Source organism: Sphingomonas gilva, from assembly GCF_003515075.1.
In the GTDB taxonomy this organism is placed as follows: domain Bacteria; phylum Pseudomonadota; class Alphaproteobacteria; order Sphingomonadales; family Sphingomonadaceae; genus Sphingomonas; species Sphingomonas gilva.
The window spans coordinates 681,695-702,198 of record NZ_QWLV01000001.1; the positions used below are offsets into that span (position 1 = coordinate 681,695).

Sequence of the window (20,504 nt, forward strand, 5' to 3'; positions counted from 1 at the left end):
GCCCGTTCGCTTCGAGCGAAGTCGAGAAGCGTTGGCGGAGCGCGCAATGATCATCGGCACCACCTTCGTCCTCGCGATCCGGTCGATCCGGCGGCACATGCTGCGATCGTTCCTGACGACCTTGGGTATCATCATCGGCGTCGCCGCGGTGGTCACCATGGTGACGCTGGGCAACGCCACCACGGCGGCGGTGCAGGAGCAGATCTCCGCGCTCGGTACCAACGTTCTCCAGATCCGCCCCGGCCAGGGCTTCGGTCGCGGCGGCGGCGGGCCGCGCCCGCCCGAATTCGATGCGCAGGATATAGAGGCGCTGCAGCGTCAGGTCACCGGCGTGCGCGCGGTCGCGCCGCAGGCGCAGGCGTCCGCCATCGCGATCTATGACGGCGCGAACTGGACGACGACGATCAACGGCACCACCAACGCCTATTTCGAGGTCCAGCCCTGGCAGCTGACCGCCGGCCGCACCTTCAGCCCGGAAGAGGAGGCCGCGGGGAAGTCGGTCTGCATCATCGGCAGCACCGTGCAGCAGAACCTGTTCCGCGGCGGCAACGCGGTGGGCGAGCGCATCCGCCTGGGCCAGATCTCGTGCGACGTGATCGGCACGCTCGCGACCAAGGGTCAGGCGGGCTTCGGCGGGGATCAGGACGATACCGTGATCATGCCGATCAAGACGGTGCAGCGCCGCTTCACGGGATCGCAGGACATCCGCCTGATCCTGGTCGGCGTCGATCAGGCCTATGACACGCAGGTGGTGCAGGAATCGATCAGCGATTTGCTGCGCGACCGCCGCAATATCGAGCCGGGCGAGGACGATAACTTCAACATCTTCGACACGCGCCAGATCTCCGACACGCTGACCGGCACGACCAACCTCCTGACCAGCATCGTCGCGACGGTCGCGGGGATCAGCCTGATCGTCGGCGGCATCGGCATCATGAACATCATGCTGGTGTCGGTCACCGAACGCACGCGCGAGATCGGCATCCGCCTCGCGATCGGGGCGGTCGCGCGCGAGGTGCTGCTGCAATTCCTCGTCGAAGCGATCGTGCTGTCATGCCTGGGCGGGCTGATCGGCCTGCTGGTGGCGCAGCTCGCCGTCGCCGCGCTGGTGCCGGTGATGGACGTGAAATGGATCTTCGTGCCGGAGATCAACGTCGCCGCCTTCGCCATCTCGGCGATCATCGGCGTGGTGTTCGGCTATTTCCCGGCCAGACGCGCGGCGGCGCTCAACCCCATCGACGCGCTGCGGCACGAGTGAGTTTCCCCTCCCTGAAAGGGAGGGGTTAGGGGTGGGTGAAGCGACGGGCGCGGCTCGATGTCGCGTTCGGCGCTTCGGGCTGGGCGTCGAAGAGGCTTTTTGGGCGCGCAGACGCGCGCACCCACCCCCGACCCCTCCCTTGAAAGGGAGGGGAGGAAGCTACCCGACGCCGTACTTCTTCCGCAGCGCCGCGAGCTGCTCGGGCGTGTCGATATCGACCAGCTCGTCGGGCGAGGTGACCATGTGGTGGCCGGCGCGGACCAGGTCGCGCGCGCCGGCCTGGCCTTCGAGCGTCAGCAGCATGTCGAAATGCGCCGCGCCGAACAGCACCGGCGGGGTCGGATGGTCACCGTTCGACGAGGCGACGATCGCGTCGGGCCCTTCCGCATAGTCGAGCAGCCGCCAGACATGCGCGGCGGTGACGCGCGGCATGTCGGCAAGCGCGATCAGCACCGCTGCGCAGCCGCAGCCCTTGGCCGCGGTCACGCCCAGCATCACCGATCGCGACAGGCCGAGGTCGGGATCGTCATTGCGCACCATGGTCAGCCCGCGCGCGGCGAAATCGACCCGCGTCCCATCGACCACGGCGTAACGCCCCCTGAAGGGGATCGCCTCCAGCGCGGTGACGACATGGAGGCCGAGCGGCTGGTGGAGGAAGGGCTGGGCGAGCTTGTCCGCCGCGCCGAAGCGGCGTGAGCGGCCGGCGGCGAGCAGCACCAGCGCGGTGTCCTCGGCGCGGATCATGGCTTGGCGTTCCACGCCGCGATCATCCCCGCGGCGATCGACAGCGCGATCTCGGCCGGGCCGACCGCGCCGATATCGAGGCCGGCCGGAGCGTCGATCCGGTCGAGATCGGCCCCGGTAAAGCCCGCCGCCGCCAGCCGCTCGCGCCGCGCGGCGTGGCTGCGGCGCGATCCCAGCGCGGCGATATAGCCGGCCTTGCCGCGCAGGGCCGCCTCCAGCGCGGGATCGTCGATCTTGGTGTCGTGGCTCAGGGTGACGACGGCGGTCGCGGGGCCGGGGGCATACGCGGCGACCGCCTCGTCCGGCCAGCGATCGTCGAGCGTCACGCCGGGAAAGCGTTCCTCGGTCAGGAAGCGCCCGCGCGGATCGATCACCGCCACCTCGATGCCCAGCGTCCGCGCCAGCGGGCCGAGCGCCTGCGCGATCTGCACCGCGCCGACGATCAGCAGGCGGCGGGGCGGGTCGTAGCGGTTGGCGAACACGCGCGCGGCTTCCTCGGCGCGGAGCGAGGAAACGCCGCTGTCGAGATCGGTGAACACCGTCGCCGCGCGCCCCTCGGCGCGCGCCTCGGCGATGCGATCGAACAGCTCGGGATCGAAGCCGGTCGGCGCGACGGGCTGGACCATCACCTCGATCTCGCCGCCGCAGGGCAGGCCGACCTCCCAGGCGTCGGCATCGGCGACGCCGTAGCGCCGGAGCTGGAACGGCGCGCCGGCGATCACCTCGGCGGCGGCCTGCATGATGTCGTTCTCGACGCAGCCGCCCGACACCGAACCCTCGAACCGGCCGTCGCCATGCACCAGCATATGGCTGCCGCGCGGACGCGGCGCCGATCCCCAGGTGGAGGTGACCGTCGCCAGCGCAAGCGGCTGGCCAGCCCATTCGCGCGCTGCGGCGATCACGGTGTCGTTATCGGCCATGATCGGTCGCCCTCATACCGGCGGCAGCCCCGGCAGCAGCTTGTCGAGCGTGATGGGAAAGTCGCGCACGCGTACGCCGGTGGCATTGTACACCGCATTCGCCACCGCCGCGCCCGCGCCGGAGATGCCCAGCTCGCCCACCGCCTTGGCGCCGGCCGGATTGGCGTGGTCGTCCACCTCCTCGATGAAATGGCATTCGATCTGCGGCACGTCGGCGTTCACCGCGACGTGATATTCGCCGAAATCGGGATTGACGAAGCGCCCGCTCCGCACATCGACCACGCCGTCCTCGCTCAGCGCATAGGCGATGCCCCAGATCACCCCGCCGACGATCTGGCTGCGCGCGGTCTTCTCGTTGAGCACGCGGCCGACGTCGAACACGCCGAGCATCCTTCGCACGCGCACCTCGCCCGTCACGCCGTTCACCGCGACCTCGCAGAAATGGGCGCCGTGGCTGGCCTGGCTGGTCGCCTTGCTCTCCTTGCCCGGCCCCATCCGTCCGCTCGCGACGATCGGCTTGCCGCGCACCAGGTCGGCGAGCGGGGTGCTGCGGCCGCCCGCCGTCACCACGCCGTCCTTCAGCGACAGCTCCTCGGGCGCGGCGTTCATCCGCCGGGCGAGCTCGGCGAGGATGTCCTCGCACGCGAGCGCCACCGCGGACGCCGAACTGCCCGCGCCGAACGAGCCGCCGGAGCCCGCGCTCGGCGGCATCTCGCTATCGCCCAGCCGCACGTCGATCCGGTCGACGCCAAGGCCCAGCATCTCGCCCGCGACCTGCGCGAGGATGGTGTAGGTGCCGGTGCCGATGTCGGTCATGTCGGTCTCGATCACCGCGCGGCCGTCGGCGTCGAGCGTCACGCGCGCTTCGCTTTTGACGGTGAAGTTCCCGCGCAACGACGCGGCCATGCCGGCGCCGATCAGCCATTCGCCCTCACGAACGCTGCCGGGCGTGGCGGCGCGCCGGTCCCAGCCGAAGCGGCGCGCGCCCTCATCGTAGCAATCGAGCAGGCGACGGGTGGAGAAGGGCTTGCCCGACAGCGGATCGGTCTCGGGCTCGTTGCGGCGGCGCAGTTCGATCGGATCGAGGCCCAACCGTTCGGCCAGCTCGTCCATCGCGCACTCGATCGCGAAGGTGCCGATCGCCTCGCCCGGCGCGCGCACCGCGCCGGTGCCGGGCAGGTCGACGCGGACCAGCGACGTCGCGAAATGGCGCACCTTGCCCGCGTAGAGCGGCAGCGTGCCGAACGGGATCGGCTCGAGGAACGTCCGGTCCTCCTTCTGCGCGGCGACGCCCTCATGCGCGATCGCCGAGATCCGGCCATCGCGGTTGCAGCCGATGCGCAGGCGCTGGACGGTGTCGGTTCTGTGGTGCCCGAGATAGGCGATCTGGCGGCGGGGCAGGGCGATCTTGACCGGACGTCCGGTGCGGCGCGCGGCGATGGCGGCGAGGATCGTCTCGGGCCCCACGCCGGTCTTCCCGCCAAAGCCGCCGCCGACATAGGGCGCCAGCACGCGGACCTTCGCTTCGGGCATGTCAAGCGCGACGGCGATGGCGGTGCGCGCCGCGCCGACGATCTGCAGGCTGGCGCGCACCGTCAGCCGGTCGCCGTCCCACCAGGCGATGGTCGCGTGCGGTTCAAGCGCGGCGGGGAAGTGGACGGGCGTGGCGTAGCGCTCGTCGAACACCACCTCCGCCTCGGCCAGCGCGGCGTCGAGATCGCCCCTGCGGATGGTCGGCAGGAAACCGAGCTTATGATCGTGCTCGACCTCCGCGGCGCGGCTGTCGAAGCGGCCTTCGGACGGCGCATAGTCGATCCTGACCGCCCCCGCGGCGGCGCGAGCCGCCTCCTGGCTCTCGGCGACGACGATCGCGATGGGCTGGCCGTAATGATGAATGCGGTCCGCCGGCCCCACCTTCGGCGCATGTTCCGAATTGGCTTCGCCAGAGGGCATGCGCGGATCGTCATGGATGACGGCGACGACGCCCGGCATCGCCTCGGCCGCGGCGACGTCCACCGAAAGGACGCGGCCCGCGCCGATCTCCGCGCCGACGACATGGCCGTACAGCGTCCCCTCGGGCGCGCCCTCGAAGGCATATCCGGCCGTGCCGCTGACCTTCGCCGCACCGTCGTAGCGATCGACCGGCCTGCCGAGCAGCCCCTGCGCGCTCGCGCCCAGCGCGGCCGGGCGGTAGGGGCCGTCCATTCTCACTTCGCGCATGACCGTCGCCCCCTCACATGATTCGGTTGCAAGGTAGGACCCAATGCCGCCGCGGCAACCTCAAACCGGCGGCAATCCCGGCAGCAGCTTGTCGAGCGTCAGCGGATAGTCGCGCACCCGCACCCCGCACGCATTGTGGATCGCGTTGGCGATCGCCGCGCCCGCGCCCGAGATGCCGAGCTCGCCGATGCCCTTGGTCAGCATCGGGTTGGCCGCATGGTCGCGTTCCTCGATGAAGATCACCTCCTGCTGCGGCACGTCGGCATTGGCGGGAACGTGATATTCGGCAAGATCGTGGTTGACGCACTTGCCGTTGCGGATGTCGTGGACCAGCTCCTCGGTCAGCGCCGCGCCCAGGCCGAAGGTCATCCCGCCCAGGCATTGCGACCGCGCGGTCTTCTCGTTGAGGATGCGGCCTGCCGCGAACACGCCGAGCATCCGCCGCACCCGCGTCTCGCCCGTCACCGCGTTGACTGCGACCTCGGCGAAATGCGCGCCGAACGCCGCCTGGGTGAACGCCTCGTCCGTCTTGCCCGGTCGAATCGCGCCCTCCTCGGTCAGGTCGCCGTCGATCAGGTCGGCGATCCGGACATGGCGGTTGCCGGCGATCGCCTCGCCGTCCTTGAGCGTGAGGTCGCCGGGAGAGGCGCCCATCGCCCCGGCCAGCTTCGCGCGGATCGCCTCGCACGCGGCATAGACCGCGGAACCGGCGCTGTTCGCGCCCCAGGACCCGCCCGAACCTGCGGCGGGGGGAAGGTCGGTGTCGCCAAGCGAGACCTGCACGCGGCCGATCGGCGCGCCCAGCATCTCGCCCGCGATCTGCGCGAGGATGGTGTAGCTGCCCGTGCCGATATCGGTCATGTCGGTCTCGACGATCACCGCGCCGTCGCGCCGCAGCGTCACCCGCGCCGCCGATCGCTGCATCAGGTTGCTGCGCGCCGCCGCCGCCATGCCCAGCCCGATCAGCCATTCGCCCTCGCGCCGGCCGCCGGGGGTGGGGTCGCGCCGGTCCCAGCCGAATTCCTTCGCGCCGCGGTCCATGCAGGCGATCAGGTTGCGGCTGGAAAAGGGGATGTCCTGCTCGGGGTCGCGCTCGGGCTCGTTGGCCTTGCGCAGCGCGATCGGGTCCATGCCCAGCGCCTCGGCCAGCTCGTCCATCGCGCATTCGAGCGCGAGCATGCCCACCGCCTCGCCCGGGCAGCGCATCGAGCCGGAGAGCGTCAGGTTCAGCCGCACCAGATCATGGGTGATCGATCGGTTCTCGCCGGCATAAAGGAAGTGCGTGGCGATGCCCGCCGGCTCGAAGAAATCCTCGCCGTCGAGATTGCTGGCGAGCGTCTCATGGCCGATCGCGGTCAACCGGCCGTCATGCCCCGCCGCCAGCCGGATGCGCTGGCGGGTGTCGGATCGGCGGACGGTCGCCTCGAACACCTGGGGGCGGCTCATCACCGCCTTGATCGGCCGGCCCAGTTCCCTCGCCGCCAGCGCCGCCGCCACCGCCTCCGGCGCGATTCCCAGCTTCGATCCGAAGCCCCCGCCGACATAAGGCGCGATCAGGCGGACGTTCGTCTCCTCGATGCCCAGCGCGTCGGCCATCTGCTTGCGGCACGACGCCAGCATCTGGTTGGCGGTGTGGAGGATCAGATTGTCGCCGTCCCAGCGGGCGATGGTCGCGTGCGGCTCCATCGGCGCATTGGACTGGCTCGGCGTGGTGTAGGTGACGTCGATCGTCACCGCCGCGTCGGCCATCGCCCTGTCGAGATCGCCCTGCGACGAATGCGCCGGCGTGCTGGCGTCGGGCGGGGTTTCGCATTCGGCGGCGTGCGCCTCGCGCTCGAACGCGCCCGCTTCCTCCTCATAGGCGATGACCAGCGCCTCGGCTCCCTCGCGCGCTGCCTCCAGATTCTCGGCGACGACCAGCGCCAGCGGCTGGCCGACATAGGCGATCTCGCGCACGCCCTGGGTCGGGGCCTCTTCCTCGCCGCCCTGCTGCGGGTTGCGCGCGAAGGTCTCGAAATCGGTGAACACGCGGATGACGCCGGGTGTGGCGAGCGTCGCCGCCTCGTTGATCGCCGCGACCCGTCCCTTGCCGATTCGCGCGCCGACCAGCACGCCGTGCAGCGTATTGGCATCCTGCTCGGCGGCGTAGATCGCCTTGCCGGCGACCTTCAGCGGCCCGTCGATCCGGTCGAGCGGCTTGCCGATGATCCCTTGCGCGCCCGTATCGAGCAGCGAGGTCTCGACCGGCGCGTCCATGGTGATGACATGGGCGCTCACGACGCGTCTCCCGTCAGGTCGCGCAGGACGGCGATCAGCGTGCGGCGGGCTAGGGGCAGCTTGAAATCGTTGTGGCCGAACCCGCGCGCGCCCGTGAGCAGCGCGTCTGCGGCGGCGTTGAACGCCTCGGTCGAAGGCGGCTGGCCGATCAGCGCGGCCTCGACCGCCGGGTCGCGCCACGGCATGTGGGCGAGGCCGCCGAAGGCCAGCGCGGCGGAGGCGATCCTGCCGTCCTCGACGGACGCGATCCCGGCGACCGACACCAGCGCGAAGGCGTAGGAGGCGCGGTCGCGCACCTTGCGGTAGATCTGGCGGCCCCTCGGCGCGGGCGGCAGCTCGACATGGGTGATCAGCTCGCCCGGGTAGAGCACCGTCTCGATCTGCGGCGTGTCGCCGGGCAGGCGGTAGAAGTCGGCGATCGGGATGCGGCGGCGGTCGCCGTCCTTCTTCAATGTGACGATCACCACGTCCAGCGCGCGCATCGCCACCGGCATGTCGCCGGGATGGGTGGCGATGCACTGCTCGCTCGTCCCCAGCACGGCATGGATGCGGTTGAAGCCCTCGCGCGCATCGCAGCCGCTGCCCGGCTCGCGCTTGTTGCAGCGGCTGGCGGTGTCGTAGAAATAATAGCAGCGGGTGCGCTGCAGCAGATTGCCCCCGGTCGAGGCCTTGTTGCGCAGCTGGCCGGATGCGCCGGCGAGGAGCGCGCGGCTGAGCACCGCGTAGCGGCTCCGCACGCGGGTATCGGCGGCAAGATCGCTGTTGGCGACCAGCGCGCCGATGCGCAGGCCGCCTTCGTCCATGTCCTCGATGCGATTGAGGTCGAGCCTGCTGATGTCCACCAGCTTGGCCGGGGTCATCACCTGCAGCTTCATCAGATCGAGCAGGTTGGTGCCGCCGGCGATGAAGCGCGTTTCCTCGTCCGCGGCGGCAACCGCGGCCTCGGGGCTGTCCGCCCGCGCATAGTCGAAGGTCTTCATGCGCCCGCCTCCGCCACTTCGCGGATCGCATCGACGATGTTGGGATAGGCGGCGCAGCGGCAGATATTGCCGCTCATCCGTTCCGAGATCTCGTCATTGTCCAGGATCACGTCGCCGTCCAGTCGCTCGGAGACATGGCTGGGCCAGCCCATCCTCGCCTCCTCGATCATCGCGGTGGCGGAGCAGATCTGTCCCGGCGTGCAATAGCCGCACTGGAATGCGTCGTGCGTCACGAAGGCGCGCTGCAGCGGGTTGAGCGCGTCGGGCCCCCCCAGCCCCTCGATCGTCACGATATCGTCATCCTGGTGCATCACGGCGAGCGTGAGGCAGGAATTGATCCGCCGCCCGTTCACGATCATCGTGCACGCGCCGCACTGGCCGTGATCGCAGCCCTTCTTGCTGCCGGTCAGGCCCAGATGCTCGCGGGCCAGATCGAGCAGCGAGGTGCGAATATCGACATCGGCCTCATGGACCTGCCCGTTGATGGTGAATTGCATGGTGGCGCTCCCTTGGCTTGCCGGGTTAACGCGAAAGGCGATGAAACTATCCGCGGCTTGTCTGTTGATGTTGATGCCGGTCGCGGGCTGCGCCGAGGAGAGCAAGCCGGTGACCAGCGACGCCGCCCATAACGCCATCGTCATCGCCCATCGCGGCGCCAGCGGCGAGCGGCCCGAGCACACCATCGCCGCCTATGAGCTGGCGATCGCGCAGGGCGCCGACTTCATCGAGCCCGATCTGGTGCCGACCAGCGACGGCGTGCTCGTCGCGCGGCACGAGAACGAGATTTCCGGCACCACCGATGTCGCCGGCCGGCCCGAATTCGCCGGCCGCAGGACGACCAAGGCGATCGATGGCAAGCAGGTGACCGGCTGGTTCACAGAGGATTTCACCCTCGCCGAGCTGAAGACGCTGCGCGCGAAGGAGCGGTTGCCGCAGCTTCGCCCCGCCAACACCGGATATGACGGCCGCTTCGAGGTGCCGACGCTCGCCGAAGTCATCGCACTCGCGCAGAAGCACGGCGTCGGCATCTATCCGGAGACCAAGCATCCTGGCTATTTCGCGTCGATCGGCCTGCCGCTGGAGGCGCGGCTGATCGAGCAGCTGAAGGCGGCGGGGTGGACCAGGCGGAGCGACCCGGTGTTCATCCAGTCGTTCGAGGTGGACAATCTGAAGGCGCTGCGGAAGCTCACCGATCTGTCGTTGATCCAGCTGATCGACAAGGAGGGCGCGCCGGCCGATCGCGCGGTGGAAAGCTACGCGGCGATGCGCACGCCCGCGGGGCTGAAGGCGATCGCCACCTATGCCGACGGGATCGGCCCCAACAAGGACGTCGTCACCGCCGAACTGGTGGAGGCGGCGCACGCGGCGGGGCTCAAGGTGCACCCCTGGACTTTCCGCGCGGAGAATTATTTCCTCCCCATGCGTCGCTGGTCCGGCGTCAATCCGCGCGGGCGGGGCGATCTGCCTGGCGAGATCGCCGCCTATCTCGACATGGGCGTGGACGGCATATTCTCCGATTTTCCGGGCGTCGCGGCGCAAACCGTTGGAAAGACGCACAACCAGGAGTAGAATGGCGCCATGTCGCGTATCCTGATCCTCGCGCCGCTGGCGCTGCTCGCCCTCGGCGGCTGCCGCACCGCCGCCGATATCGTCACCTTCCCGGTCAAGGCGGTGGGGCAGGGAGTCGATTGGGCGACGACCAGCCAGGACGAGGCCGACCGCAATTACGGCCGCGAGATGCGAGAGCGCGAGGAGGAGGAAGGCCGCGCCGCGCGCAAGGCCGCCAGGGAGGAAGAGAAGCGGCTGCGCGAGGAGGCGGAGAACGCCGAGCTCGCCCGCAAGCGCGCGGCGAAGGACCGCGAGCGGGCGGCGACGCCCTACTGACCGGCTTACCGGTCGCGCTCCATCACATAGCGCGCGATGTCGCGCAGCAGGTCGGCCTCGGCGCCATAGCTCTGCAGATGGTGGATCGCCTGGTCGACCAGCATCCGCGCCTGCTCGCGCGCGCGGTCGATTCCCATCAGGCTGAGGAAGGTCTCCTTGCCCGCCGCCGCGTCCTTGCCCAGCGCCTTGCCGGCGAGCGCCTCGTCGCCCTCCTCGTCAAGGATGTCGTCGGCGATCTGGAAGGCCAGGCCGATGTCGCGTGCATAGCCCCTCAGCGGCGTGCGCTGGTCGGGCGGCAGGCGGCCGAGGATCGCGCCCGCCTCCACCGCGCAGGCAATCAGCGCGCCGGTCTTCATATGCTGCATGCGGGTGACGGTGGCGAGGTCGAAGCGGGCGTCCTCCGCCTTCAGATCCATCATCTGCCCGCCGCCCATCCCCGCCGGCCCCGCCGCCTGGGCGAGGCAGACGACCAGCTCGGCGCGGACGAAGGGGTCGGCATGGGTCTTCTCGTGCGCCATCACCTCGAAGGCGAGCGCGTGGAGGCAGTCGCCCGCCAGGATCGCGGTCGCCTCGTCATAGACGCGGTGCACCGTCGGCTTGCCGCGGCGCATGTCGTCGTCGTCCATCGCCGGCAGGTCGTCATGGATCAGCGAATAGACGTGGATCGCCTCGATCGCCGTCGCCGCGCGCGCGACGCAGCCGCGGTCGACGCCGAACAGCCGCGCGGTGGCGAAGGTCAGCAGCGGCCGCAGCCTCTTGCCGCCGCCGATCGCGGCGTGGCGCATCGCGCGGTACAGGTCGGCGCGCGGATCGTCGGGGATGACCAGCAGCGCGTCGAAGCGCCGGTCCATCTCGGCGGATATCTCCTTGAGCGCCGCCTTCAGCGCGAGGCTCGCGTGCGGCACTTCCGCTCAGCCGGCCTGGAATGGCTGGACGCCGATCGCCCGGCCCTGAGCGTCGGCCTTGACCTGCTCGATCCGCATCTGCGCCGCGTCGAGCCGCGCGGCGCATTGCGCGCGCAATTTGTCGCCGCGCTCGTAGAGGTCGATCGCCTCCTGCAGCGCGGCGTCGCCGGTCTCCAGGCGTGAGACGATCGCCTCCAGCTCCTTGAGCGCCTGCTCGAACGACAGGGATGCGATATCGGCGGGCTGTTCCATGCGTCCGCTATGCGATAGCGGGCGTTCAGGGGTCAAGGAGAACGCCCATGCTCAACAGCATCAACCCCGCGACCGGCGAGACCATCGCCACCCATGAAGAGCTCACCGCCGCCGAGATCGAGGCGAAGCTGGCGCGCGCGGCGGAGACGTTCGACGCGTGGCGCACGACCCCGGTCGCCGGGCGCGCCGCGCTGCTCGAACGTATCGCGGAGGCGTTCGAGGCCGGCAAGGACCGCCTCGCCCGCATGGCCTCCGAGGAGATGGGCAAGACGTTCAAATCCGCCATCGCCGAGGTCGAGAAATGCGCCGCGGGATTCCGCCACTACGCGCAGGAAGGCCCGGCGATGCTGGCGGTGCGCCGCTTCGATCTGGGCGGGGGCAAGGCGGCCGAGGGGCATTGGCTGCCGCTCGGCCCGGTGCTCGCGGTGATGCCGTGGAACTTCCCCTATTGGCAGGTCGTCCGCTTCGCCGCGCCGACGATCCTCGCGGGCAATGTCGGCCTGCTGAAGCACGCCTCCAGCGTCCAGGGCTGCGCGGCGCTGATCGAGGAGATGATCGTCGCCGCCGGCGCGCCCGCCGGGCTGTTCCAGAATCTCGCGATCACGTCGTCGAAGGTCGAGGCGCTGATCGACGACCCGCGCATCGCCGCGGTGACCCTCACCGGCAGCGAGGGCGCGGGGATGGCCGTCGCCGAGGCGGCCGGGCGCAACCTCAAGAAGGTCGTGCTCGAGCTGGGCGGATCGGACCCGTTCATCGTCATGCCCTCGGCCGATCTCGACCTCGCGGCCAGGACCGCGGTCGCCGCGCGCATCCAGAACACCGGCCAGTCGTGCATCTGCGCCAAGCGGATGATCGTCCACGCCGATATCTACGATGCCTTCATGGAGCGCTTCGCCGCCGGCATGAAGGCGGTCAAGGCCGGCGATCCCTTCGCCGAGGATAGCGACATGGGCCCGCTCTCCAGCGAGGCGCAGCGCCGGACCGTGCTCGACCAGCTCGACATGGCGAAGGCGAAGGGCGCGCGGCTGCTGTTCGGCGGCGAGGCGCTGCCGGGCAAGGGCGCCTACATGTCCGCCGGCGTGCTGGTCGACGTGCCGCTCGACGACGCCTTCGCGCATGAGGAGATTTTCGGCCCGGTCGCGATGGTGTTCAAGGTGGCGGACCTCGACGCCGCGATCGCCTGCGCCAACGACGTGCCCTTCGGCCTCGGCTCCTCGATATGGACGACCGACAGGGCCGAGCAGGACCGCTTCGTCCGCGATATCGAGGCGGGCATGGTCGCCGTCAACCAGATGCTCGCCTCCGCCCCGCCCGCGCCCTTCGGCGGCGTCAAACGCTCCGGCCACGGCCGCGAGCTGTCGGCGCACGGCCTGCACGAGTTCATGAACCTCAAGACGGTGATGCTGTAGGGCTCCAGCACTCGCCAACCACGGCCGTCACCCCGGACTTGTTCCGGGGTCCATCGCGCCACAATTCCGATCATCGCGAATGGATAGATGGATGCCGGAACAAGTCCGGCATGACGATTTGGGGGATGTGTATCGCTTTCCTCAAATCGCCCCCGAGAAGGTGTCGCACGCCGCCGGGTTGCCCGTCTCCAGCCCGCGCCGCAGCCATTGCTGGCGCTGGGCGGAGGTGCCGTGGGTGAAGCTTTCCGGCACCACCCGGCCCTGCGCCTGGCGCTGCAGCGTGTCGTCGCCGATCGCCGCAGCGGCGGTCATGCCCTCCTCGATATCGCCCGGCTCCAGCCGGTTGCGGTTGAGCGCCGCCCACACCCCGGCATAGCAATCGGCCTGCAGCTCGACGCGCACCTGCAGCGCGTTGCCCTCGGCCTGGCCGACGCGCGCTTGCGCCTGCTGCACGCGCGGAATGGTGCCGTCGACCGTCTGGATATGGTGCCCCACCTCGTGCGCGATGACATAGGCCTGGGCGAAATCCCCCGCCGCGCCGAAGCGCTGGCTCAGTTCGCGGAAGAAATCGGTATCGAGATAGATGTTGTTGTCGCTCGGGCAGTAGAACGGCCCCATCGCCGCCATCGCCGCGCCGCAGCCTGAATCGCCGCGCTGCTGGTAGAAGGACAGCGACGGTTCGGGATAGTTCGCCCCGGCCTGCGCGAACACCGGCCCCCAGGTCTGCTCGGTCGAGGCGAGCACGCGGCAGGCGAACAGCTCTTCCTGCGTGTCGCACGCGGTCGCCGGCCCCGATCCCTGCTGCACGCCCGATCCGGTCGACAGCAGCCCGCCGCCGCCGCTCGCGAACAGATAGAAGGCGCCGACGATCAGCAGCAGCGCGATGCCGCCGCACCCCATCCGCCGCCCCATCAACAGCGGCAGGAAGCCGATCAGCCCGCCAAGGCCGCCGCCGCCCCCGCCGCCATGGCCGAGATCGCGCACATTCTCCGATGGATCCAGATCGTCGAGCCGCATTGGGGCGTCCTCCCTTTCAAAGCACAATGCGCGCCGGGGCCGGGAGTTGCAAAGCGTATGCCGTCGCCCCTGCGAGGGGCCTCAGGCGGCAAGGGGGACGCTGGATGTGCCGCAAGCCCAGCGGCCCCTGCCTTCAGCCGCAGGCTGAAGTTTATCCTGAGCGCCTGCCTTGCAGGCAGTCGAAGGGCAGGGGCGACGCCAAAAGGTCTGGTTCACGCGAAGGCGCGAGGGCGCGAAGAGGTTTTTCACGCGGAGACGCGGAGACGCGGAGAAGAAGAGCAAATTGCCGCGTAGCGGCCTAGAACTCTTCCTTATCTCCTCTGCGTCTCCGCGTCTCTGCGCGAACCAACTCCTTCTTCTCTTCGCGCCTCCGCGCCTTCGCGTGAACCAAATCTCTTTCCCCTTCTCCGCGATCTCAGCGTGAAAGCATTCTCCTCACATCCACAACCCGGTTGCGGTGCAGCACAAACGGTCCCACATACCGCCCGATGGCCGATGCCGATCCCAGCCCGCCCAGGACCCGCCGCCGGGCGAAGGCGCTGCCGCTGCCCGATCAGGTCGCGCTGGTGCTCCAGGGCGGCGGCGCGCTCGGCAGCTACCAGGCTGGCGTGATCGAGGCGCTGGAGGCGGCGGGAATCGAGGTGGACTGGGTCGCCGGCATCTCGATCGGTGCGGTGGGCGCCGCGATCTTCGCCGGCAACCCGCCCGAGACACGGGTCGAGAAGCTCACCGCCTTCTGGGACAAGGTGACCAGCGCGCTCCCCAGCTTCCCGATCTTCCCCAACGATCAGCTGCGCGAGTTCGTCCACGAATGGTCGGCGGGCTTCGTCGCGCTTGCCGGCGTGCCGGGCTTCTTCTCGCCGCGCCACCTGCCGCCGACCTTCGCCGCGCCGGGCACCCCCGCGGCGCTCAGCTTCTACGATTCGACTCCGCTCAAGGCGACGCTCGACAGCCTGATCGACTGGGATCGCGTCAATCACGGCCCCGTGCGCCTCTCGGTGGGCGCGGTCGAGCTCGAAAGCGGCAATTTCCGCTATTTCGACACGGCGCATGATCGGATCGACGCGCGCCACATCATGGCCTCGGGCGCGCTGCCGCCGGGCCTGCCGCCGGTCGAGATCGACGGAAAATTCTACTGGGACGGCGGCCTCGTCTCGAACACCCCGCTCGGCCATGTCCTCGACAACCAGACCGCAGAGCTGCTGGTGTTCCAGGTCGATCTCTTCTCCTCGGCCGCGCCCTTGCCGCACACCATCATGGACGTGATGGCGCGCGAGAAGGAGATCCGCTTTTCCAGCCGCACCCGCCAGGTGACGGTGGAGCGGCTGAAGCTGCGCGACGAACGCGCCGCGATCCGCCGCCTGCTGGCGAAGCTGCCGCCGGAATTGCGCGACGATCCCGACGCGCGCGATCTCGCTGCGCGATCGGCCGAACAGCCGGTCAACCTCGTCCACCTGATCTACCGCGCCAATGCCTGGGAGGGCGGCAGCCGCGATTACGAATTCAGCCAGCGCACCATGCGCGAACATTGGGCGGCGGGGCAGGAGGCGGTCGCCGCGACGATGGACCGGTCCGCCCTCCTCGCCATGAACATCGCCACCGGCAAGGACGCCGCGTTCGATCTGGGGCCGGGCTAGAAAGGATGCGGTCCGCTCCCTTCCCCGTTCGTGTCGAGCGAAGTCGAGACACGTAGCCCCCGCGCGCGAAACCACGTTTCTCGACTACGCTCGAAACGAACGGAGTTGAGAATAGCAGGAGTGAAGAAACCCATGTTCCTCAAGGGCAAGACCGCCATCGTCACCGGCTCCACCTCGGGTATCGGCCTCGCCTATGCCAAGGCCTTCGCCGCCGAGGGCGCGCACGTCGTCATCAACGGCTTCGGCGATGCGGCCGATATCGAGAAGGAGCGCGCCGCGCTCGCCGATAGCTCGGGCGCCGCCGCGCTCTACGATCCCGCGGACATGACCAAACCCGATCAGATCGCCGCGCTGGTCGAGCGCGCGGTCGCGGAGACCGGCGGCGCGGACATCATCGTCAACAATGCCGGCATCCAGCATGTCGCCAGAATCGAGGATTTCCCGCCCGAGAAGATGGAGGCGATCATCGCGATCAACCTAACCTCCGCCTGGTACATGATGCGCGCCGCGGTGCCGCACATGAAGAAGAAGGGGTGGGGGCGGATCATCTCGACCGCCTCGGCGCACAGCCTCGTCGCCAGTCCCAACAAGTCGGCGTACGTCATGGCCAAGCACGGCATCGCCGGGCTGACCAAGACCATCGCGCTCGAGGTCGCGACCGACGGCATCACGGTCAACTGCATCTCGCCCGGCTACGTCTGGACGCCGCTCGTCGAAAAACAGATCCCCGACACCATGGCCTCGCGCGGCCTGACGCGCGATCAGGTGCTGAACGACGTCCTCCTCTCCGCCCAGCCGACCCGGGAGTTCGTCACCCCCGAACAGGTCGCCGCCTTCGCCCTGTTCCTCTGCCGCGACGAAGCCAAGTCGATCACCGGCGCCAACCTCAGCATGGACGGCGGCTGGACCGCGGCATGACTTCTTCTCCCCTCCCTGAAAGGGAGGGGGCGGGGGTGGGTCCGGCGCCTCGCAGAGCATAACGCCCGCGGCATCGACCCACCCCCAGCCCCTCCCTTCCAGGGAGGGGAGCAAGAGCGCTTGCCATCCCACGCCGAGCCATTAGCCTCGCGCGCACATGCCCAGAAGGTCGCACCTCGGGATCGCGTTCGCGTCCGTCATCGCCCTTGCCGCCTGCGCCCAGCGCGAAGGCGTCGAGACCCCGTCCGCTTCGCCCGCCGCCGCCAACTGGCGCGCGACCGCCACCTCGGCCGACCGCGAACGCATCCGCGGCTGGCGTCAGGCCTGGCTCGCCGCGCTCGATCAGGTGGATTCGGCCGCGGACCTCAACCGCATCCAGGCCGAGGGCGCGCTGCTTGAGCCCGACGCGGCGCTCGCCGGCGCGGCGCTGCCGCCGGGCCCGTACAAATGCCGCGTGATCAAGCTCGGGTCGCGGTCCGATGCCGGCCGCGCCTTCACCGCCTATCCCGCCTTCGATTGCCGGGTGGACGATCAGGGAGAGGTGCAGGGCTTCGCCAAGGTCAGCGGCTCGCAGCGACCGGTCGGCCTGGTCTTCCCCGATACCGGCAGCCGCGAGATATTCCTCGGCACGCTCATGCTCGGCGACGAGACCCGCGCGATCGAATACGGCCAGGACGGCGAGCGCGACATGGCCGGCCTTGTCGAGCGCGTCGGCCCGCGCAAATGGCGCCTGGTGCTGCCCTATCCGCGCTTCGAAAGCGTGCTGGACGTGATCGAGCTGGTGCCTGCGGCGGCGTAGCCCGCCCGTCTTTCCCTATCCGCCCTGTTTCCGCGTTCTGGCCGCTTGGACAAGCGCGTCGATCATCCAGCGCCGCAGCTCGCGCGCGCGGCGATCGTCGATCCGAAGCACATCCTTGAAGGCCAGCATCGCCTCCGGGCCGATGATCAGCGCCAGCGCCATCTTGAGCCTTTTGAACGAAGCCGGTTCGAACTGCTCGCTCGTCGGCTTGAGCGCGCTGTCGATCAATGCCGAACGCCGGTTCTGCCTTGTCGGCACGCCGGCCGAATCCTTCTGGAGCGACTGCTCCAGGCTCTGGATCAGCATCATGCGCAGCTGGACCTCGTTGTCCCGGATCATCGCCTCGATCGCATCGTCGGCCGCCGTCAGACGGGCGACCGGATCGTCCGCGGGCGAGTCTTCCAGGATCGCTTCCGCGTCGGGAAAGGCGACGTCGACCGACGCTTCCAGCAGCAGCGCCTCCACGCCGGGAAAATACCGGTAGGCCGTGGCGCGGGAGACCATCGCCTCCTCGGCCACCTCCTCCAGGGTGGGCCGCGATCCGTTCGCCTTCATCAGCCGGGCGCCGGCGTCGAGCAGGTCCTTGCGCGTGCGATTGCGCTGGTTGGTCCTGCCCGTGCCCTGTCCGGCTCCCATCAGGCGCTCGCCAGTTGCTGCTGGATGGCGGCAAGGTCCACCCAGACATTCTCGCGCTTGATCTTTCCGCTCTCGGCGAACTCGATCACGTGCAGCAGGCGGAACGAAAGCGGGCGGCCCTTGCCGTCGATGCCGAACGGGCGCCCCGGGGCCGAACCGCGCCAGACCGAATCGTCGACCATGAAATTCTCGCCGTAGAGCCGCCGCTGGCTCGTCACTTCCCCGTCCGTCAGGTCCGTGAACAGCGCCTCGTAAAAGCCGCGCGGCGCGGCCGATCCGAAGGTCGGGCCGGTCGGCCATCCGACGATGTCGTGCTCGACGTCGTCGGTCAGCGTCGCCAGCACCCCTTCCACATCGTCCCGCATCTCGAAGCCGAAATGCTCGTCCAGCGCGCGGTCCATATCCTCATGTGTCATCGTCGTCCTCCCTGTGAGATGAATCTCCTATAATGAGACTCCAATCTCATTACAATATCCATATTTCATGATCAGGGCGCATTGGAGGGCGGGACGATTTCGCGCTGTCCTACATCGCCGGGCTTCGATACGTTCCCCGCATGAGCGCATCCATCCTTCGCACCGCCTTCCCACGCATCGGCGAACTTCGCCCGAAATCGCTTATTCCCATAAGCGCGAGGATCGTGAAGTTCGGGTATCTGGTTACCGCATCTTCGCTGCTGCTCGCCGCGCCCGCCGCCGCGCAGGACAGTCTCCGCGCCGATGTCGCGAAGGACATGCCCTCGCTCATCGCGCTCTACCGCGATCTGCACGCCAACCCCGAGCTGTCGGGCAAGGAGGTCAAGACCGCCGCCAAGCTCGCCGCCGAGGCGAGGAAGCTCGGCTTCAAGGTGACCGAGAAGGTCGGGCGCACCGGCGTCGTCGCGGTGATGGAGAACGGCCCCGGCCCGGTGCTCCTGATGCGCGCCGACATGGACGGCCTGCCGGTGACCGAGGATACCGGGCTGCCCTTCGCCTCAAAGGTCCGCGCGACCACTGACGAGGGGATCGAGAGCGGGGTGATGCACGCTTGCGGGCATGATACGCACATGTCCGCCTGGGTCGGCGCGGCGAAGCGGCTGGCGGCGATGAAGGATCGCTGGTCGGGCACGCTGGTCATGATCCTCCAGCCCGCCGAGGAACGCGGCTGGGGGGCGAAGTGGATGCTCGATGACGGGCTCTACACGCGCTTTCCCAAGCCGACCCACGCCATCGCCTTTCACGATAACGCCGCAATGCCCGCGGGGATGATCGGCATCACCAGCGGCTATGCGCTGGCGAACGTCGATTCGGTCGATCTGGTGGTGAAGGGCATCGGCGGCCACGGCGCCTATCCGCACACGGTGAAGGATCCGGTGGTGCTCGCCGCGCGCATCGTCACCGCGCTGCAGACTCTGGTCAGCCGAGAGGTCGATCCGCAGGCGCCTTCGGTGGTGACCGTCGGCAGCTTCCGCGCCGGCTCCAAGCATAATATCGTGCCCGCGGAGGCGACCTTGCTCCTGACCGTGCGCAGCTACACGCCCGAGGTGAGGAAGCAGCTGCTCGACGGCATCGCGCGGATCGCGAGGGGCGAGGCGATCGCCGCCGGCATCCCCGAAAACCTGATGCCGACCGTGAAGATCAAGGACGAGTTCACGCCGGCCACCTACAACACGCCCGAGCTCGCCGGGCGGCTGCGCGAGCTGTTCGCCGCGCGCTTCGGCGCGGACCGGGTGGTCGCCACGCCCGCGACGATGGGCGGCGAGGATTTCGGCCGCTATCATCTCGCCGACAAGTCGATCCAGAGCACGATCTTCTGGGTCGGCGGCGTGCCGCAGGCGGTGTGGGACGCCTCCAGGCAGCCCGGCGGCAAGCCGCTCCCCTCGCTCCACTCCGCCCATTGGGCGCCCGACGCCGAAAAGACCATCGCCACCGCCACCGAAGCGATCACCGCCGCGGCGCTCGACATATTGGCGAAGCGTTGACTGAAGAGCATGCTGAAGTTATAACATTCGTATGAACGCAATCACGCCTTTCACTCGGTCCGCCAAGCTCGTCAAGGTGGGTAACTCGGTCGGCATAGTGCTGCCCAAGGAAGTGCTGGCGCGCATGCGGGTGACGGCTGGCGACGAGGTGTTCATCACCGAAGCGCCCGGCGATGCGATCACGATCGGCGCGCGCGACGCCGATTTCGTCAACGCGATGGCGGCCGCCGAAGCGATCATGCGCGACGACCGCGACATTCTCGCCGTCCTGGCGAAATGAGCGGCGCCTCTGCGCCGCGCTTCGTCGGCGCGGATGTCGCCCAGGCGGTGCATGATCGCCAGCTCGCGGAACATGGCGGACTCGCCGGAACCAAGGATGTCGGCCTGCTCGAATCAGCCCTGGCGCGACCGGTCAACCGGTTCAACTATGGCGAGACCGATTTGTGTTCGTTGGCAGCCGCTTACGCCTTTGGGATTGCGCGCAATCACCCTTTCGCCGACGGCAACAAGCGTACTGCGTGGGTGATGGCGCGCCTGTTCCTCAAGCTCAACGGCGTCGAGCTCGCCTTCGATAAGGCAGACGCAATTCGGATGATGATCGCACTCGCTTCGGGGGAGTTGGAAGAAGGCGCGGTCTCCGCCTGGTTCCGCCGGCACATCGTTGCCGCACCGGAATAATCGTATCCGT

21 protein-coding genes are annotated in these 20,504 nt (G+C 69.0%); 10 read left to right on the forward strand and 11 right to left on the reverse strand.

Annotation, left to right across the window (positions count from 1 at the left end; translation table 11 throughout):
- The first annotated feature begins 49 nt into the window (after positions 1–49).
- A complete protein-coding gene (locus tag D1610_RS03195) occupies positions 50–1,258 on the forward strand; it encodes an ABC transporter permease (protein ID WP_118862975.1) in 1,209 nt (402 codons plus the stop codon).
- 159 nt (positions 1,259–1,417) lie between these two features.
- Here the strand turns inward: D1610_RS03195 and D1610_RS03200 are convergent, their stop codons facing one another.
- From D1610_RS03200 to D1610_RS03225, 6 genes are read right to left on the reverse strand one after another with little or no spacing between them, the layout of a single operon-like run.
- Complete coding sequence (locus D1610_RS03200; protein ID WP_118862642.1) at positions 1,418–2,002, reverse strand: nucleotidyltransferase family protein; 585 nt, start codon at positions 2,000–2,002, stop codon at positions 1,418–1,420.
- Complete coding sequence (locus D1610_RS03205) at positions 1,999–2,922, reverse strand: XdhC family protein (protein ID WP_118862643.1); 924 nt, start codon at positions 2,920–2,922, stop codon at positions 1,999–2,001. The genes D1610_RS03200 and D1610_RS03205 overlap by 4 nt, the downstream gene beginning before the upstream one ends.
- 12 nt (positions 2,923–2,934) lie before the next feature.
- The gene (locus D1610_RS03210) at positions 2,935–5,142 is read right to left on the reverse strand and encodes a xanthine dehydrogenase family protein molybdopterin-binding subunit (protein ID WP_118862644.1); all 2,208 of its coding nucleotides are present in this window, start codon (positions 5,140–5,142) and stop codon (positions 2,935–2,937) included.
- 60 nt (positions 5,143–5,202) lie between these two features.
- Positions 5,203–7,398 carry a xanthine dehydrogenase family protein molybdopterin-binding subunit gene (locus D1610_RS03215; protein WP_118862976.1) on the reverse strand — a complete coding sequence of 732 codons (2,196 nt, stop codon included), beginning with the start codon at positions 7,396–7,398 and terminating at the stop codon, positions 5,203–5,205.
- A gap of 17 nt (positions 7,399–7,415) precedes the next feature.
- Complete coding sequence (locus tag D1610_RS03220; protein WP_118862645.1) at positions 7,416–8,399, reverse strand: FAD binding domain-containing protein; 984 nt, start codon at positions 8,397–8,399, stop codon at positions 7,416–7,418.
- The gene (locus D1610_RS03225; RefSeq protein ID WP_118862646.1) at positions 8,396–8,896 is read right to left on the reverse strand and encodes a 2Fe-2S iron-sulfur cluster-binding protein; all 501 of its coding nucleotides are present in this window, start codon (positions 8,894–8,896) and stop codon (positions 8,396–8,398) included. The genes D1610_RS03220 and D1610_RS03225 overlap by 4 nt, the downstream gene beginning before the upstream one ends.
- Before the next feature lie 67 nt (positions 8,897–8,963).
- Here D1610_RS03225 and D1610_RS03230 point away from each other — a divergent pair, with 67 nt between their 5' ends.
- Together D1610_RS03230 and D1610_RS03235 are read left to right on the forward strand one after the other, a co-directional pair.
- Positions 8,964–9,968 carry a glycerophosphodiester phosphodiesterase gene (locus tag D1610_RS03230; RefSeq protein WP_425453201.1) on the forward strand — a complete coding sequence of 335 codons (1,005 nt, stop codon included), beginning with the start codon at positions 8,964–8,966 and terminating at the stop codon, positions 9,966–9,968.
- A gap of 9 nt (positions 9,969–9,977) precedes the next feature.
- Positions 9,978–10,283 (forward strand): hypothetical protein, encoded by a 306-nt coding sequence (locus D1610_RS03235; protein ID WP_245941960.1) that lies wholly within the window; start codon positions 9,978–9,980, stop codon positions 10,281–10,283.
- 5 nt (positions 10,284–10,288) lie between these two features.
- Here D1610_RS03235 and D1610_RS03240 read toward each other — a convergent pair whose 3' ends face one another.
- Together D1610_RS03240 and D1610_RS03245 are read right to left on the reverse strand one after the other, a co-directional pair.
- Positions 10,289–11,134, reverse strand: a complete 846-nt coding sequence (locus D1610_RS03240) for a polyprenyl synthetase family protein (RefSeq protein ID WP_118862977.1) — start codon at positions 11,132–11,134, stop codon at positions 10,289–10,291.
- 60 nt (positions 11,135–11,194) lie between these two features.
- Positions 11,195–11,440: an exodeoxyribonuclease VII small subunit gene (locus D1610_RS03245; RefSeq protein WP_118862648.1), complete on the reverse strand. Its 246-nt coding sequence runs from the start codon at positions 11,438–11,440 to the stop codon at positions 11,195–11,197.
- Positions 11,441–11,487: 47 nt separating this feature from the next.
- On the opposite strand from D1610_RS03245, the gene D1610_RS03250 reads away from it, so the two are divergent.
- A complete protein-coding gene (locus tag D1610_RS03250; RefSeq protein WP_118862649.1) occupies positions 11,488–12,849 on the forward strand; it encodes an NAD-dependent succinate-semialdehyde dehydrogenase in 1,362 nt (453 codons plus the stop codon).
- A 141-nt stretch (positions 12,850–12,990) separates the two neighbouring features.
- Here D1610_RS03250 and ypfJ read toward each other — a convergent pair whose 3' ends face one another.
- A complete protein-coding gene (gene ypfJ, locus D1610_RS03255; RefSeq protein WP_118862650.1) occupies positions 12,991–13,866 on the reverse strand; it encodes a KPN_02809 family neutral zinc metallopeptidase in 876 nt (291 codons plus the stop codon).
- Positions 13,867–14,354: 488 nt separating this feature from the next.
- Here ypfJ and D1610_RS03260 point away from each other — a divergent pair, with 488 nt between their 5' ends.
- The 3 genes from D1610_RS03260 to D1610_RS03270 all read left to right on the forward strand — a co-directional run bounded on the left by D1610_RS03260 (position 14,355) and on the right by D1610_RS03270 (position 17,220).
- A complete protein-coding gene (locus D1610_RS03260) occupies positions 14,355–15,503 on the forward strand; it encodes a patatin-like phospholipase family protein (protein WP_118862651.1) in 1,149 nt (382 codons plus the stop codon).
- A 132-nt stretch (positions 15,504–15,635) separates the two neighbouring features.
- Positions 15,636–16,421 carry a 3-hydroxybutyrate dehydrogenase gene (locus D1610_RS03265; protein WP_118862652.1) on the forward strand — a complete coding sequence of 262 codons (786 nt, stop codon included), beginning with the start codon at positions 15,636–15,638 and terminating at the stop codon, positions 16,419–16,421.
- A 157-nt stretch (positions 16,422–16,578) separates the two neighbouring features.
- The gene (locus D1610_RS03270) at positions 16,579–17,220 is read left to right on the forward strand and encodes a DUF4893 domain-containing protein (RefSeq protein WP_118862653.1); all 642 of its coding nucleotides are present in this window, start codon (positions 16,579–16,581) and stop codon (positions 17,218–17,220) included.
- A gap of 15 nt (positions 17,221–17,235) precedes the next feature.
- Here D1610_RS03270 and D1610_RS03275 read toward each other — a convergent pair whose 3' ends face one another.
- Both D1610_RS03275 and D1610_RS03280 read right to left on the reverse strand, forming a co-directional pair.
- On the reverse strand, positions 17,236–17,856 hold the full coding sequence (locus D1610_RS03275; RefSeq protein WP_118862654.1) for a TetR/AcrR family transcriptional regulator: 621 nt from the start codon (positions 17,854–17,856) through the stop codon (positions 17,236–17,238).
- Positions 17,856–18,272, reverse strand: a complete 417-nt coding sequence (locus tag D1610_RS03280) for an ester cyclase (protein ID WP_118862655.1) — start codon at positions 18,270–18,272, stop codon at positions 17,856–17,858. The genes D1610_RS03275 and D1610_RS03280 overlap by 1 nt, the downstream gene beginning before the upstream one ends.
- Positions 18,273–18,496: 224 nt before the next feature.
- On the opposite strand from D1610_RS03280, the gene D1610_RS03285 reads away from it, so the two are divergent.
- Genes D1610_RS03285 through D1610_RS03295 form a run of 3 tightly spaced genes read left to right on the forward strand, consistent with a single transcriptional unit; the run spans position 18,497 to position 20,494 of the window.
- The gene (locus D1610_RS03285; protein ID WP_245941962.1) at positions 18,497–19,816 is read left to right on the forward strand and encodes an amidohydrolase; all 1,320 of its coding nucleotides are present in this window, start codon (positions 18,497–18,499) and stop codon (positions 19,814–19,816) included.
- A gap of 31 nt (positions 19,817–19,847) precedes the next feature.
- Positions 19,848–20,096, forward strand: coding sequence for an AbrB/MazE/SpoVT family DNA-binding domain-containing protein (locus tag D1610_RS03290; protein ID WP_118862657.1), 249 nt, complete (start codon positions 19,848–19,850; stop codon positions 20,094–20,096).
- Positions 20,093–20,494, forward strand: coding sequence for a type II toxin-antitoxin system death-on-curing family toxin (locus D1610_RS03295; RefSeq protein WP_118862658.1), 402 nt, complete (start codon positions 20,093–20,095; stop codon positions 20,492–20,494). The genes D1610_RS03290 and D1610_RS03295 overlap by 4 nt, the downstream gene beginning before the upstream one ends.
- Positions 20,495–20,504 lie beyond the last annotated feature (10 nt).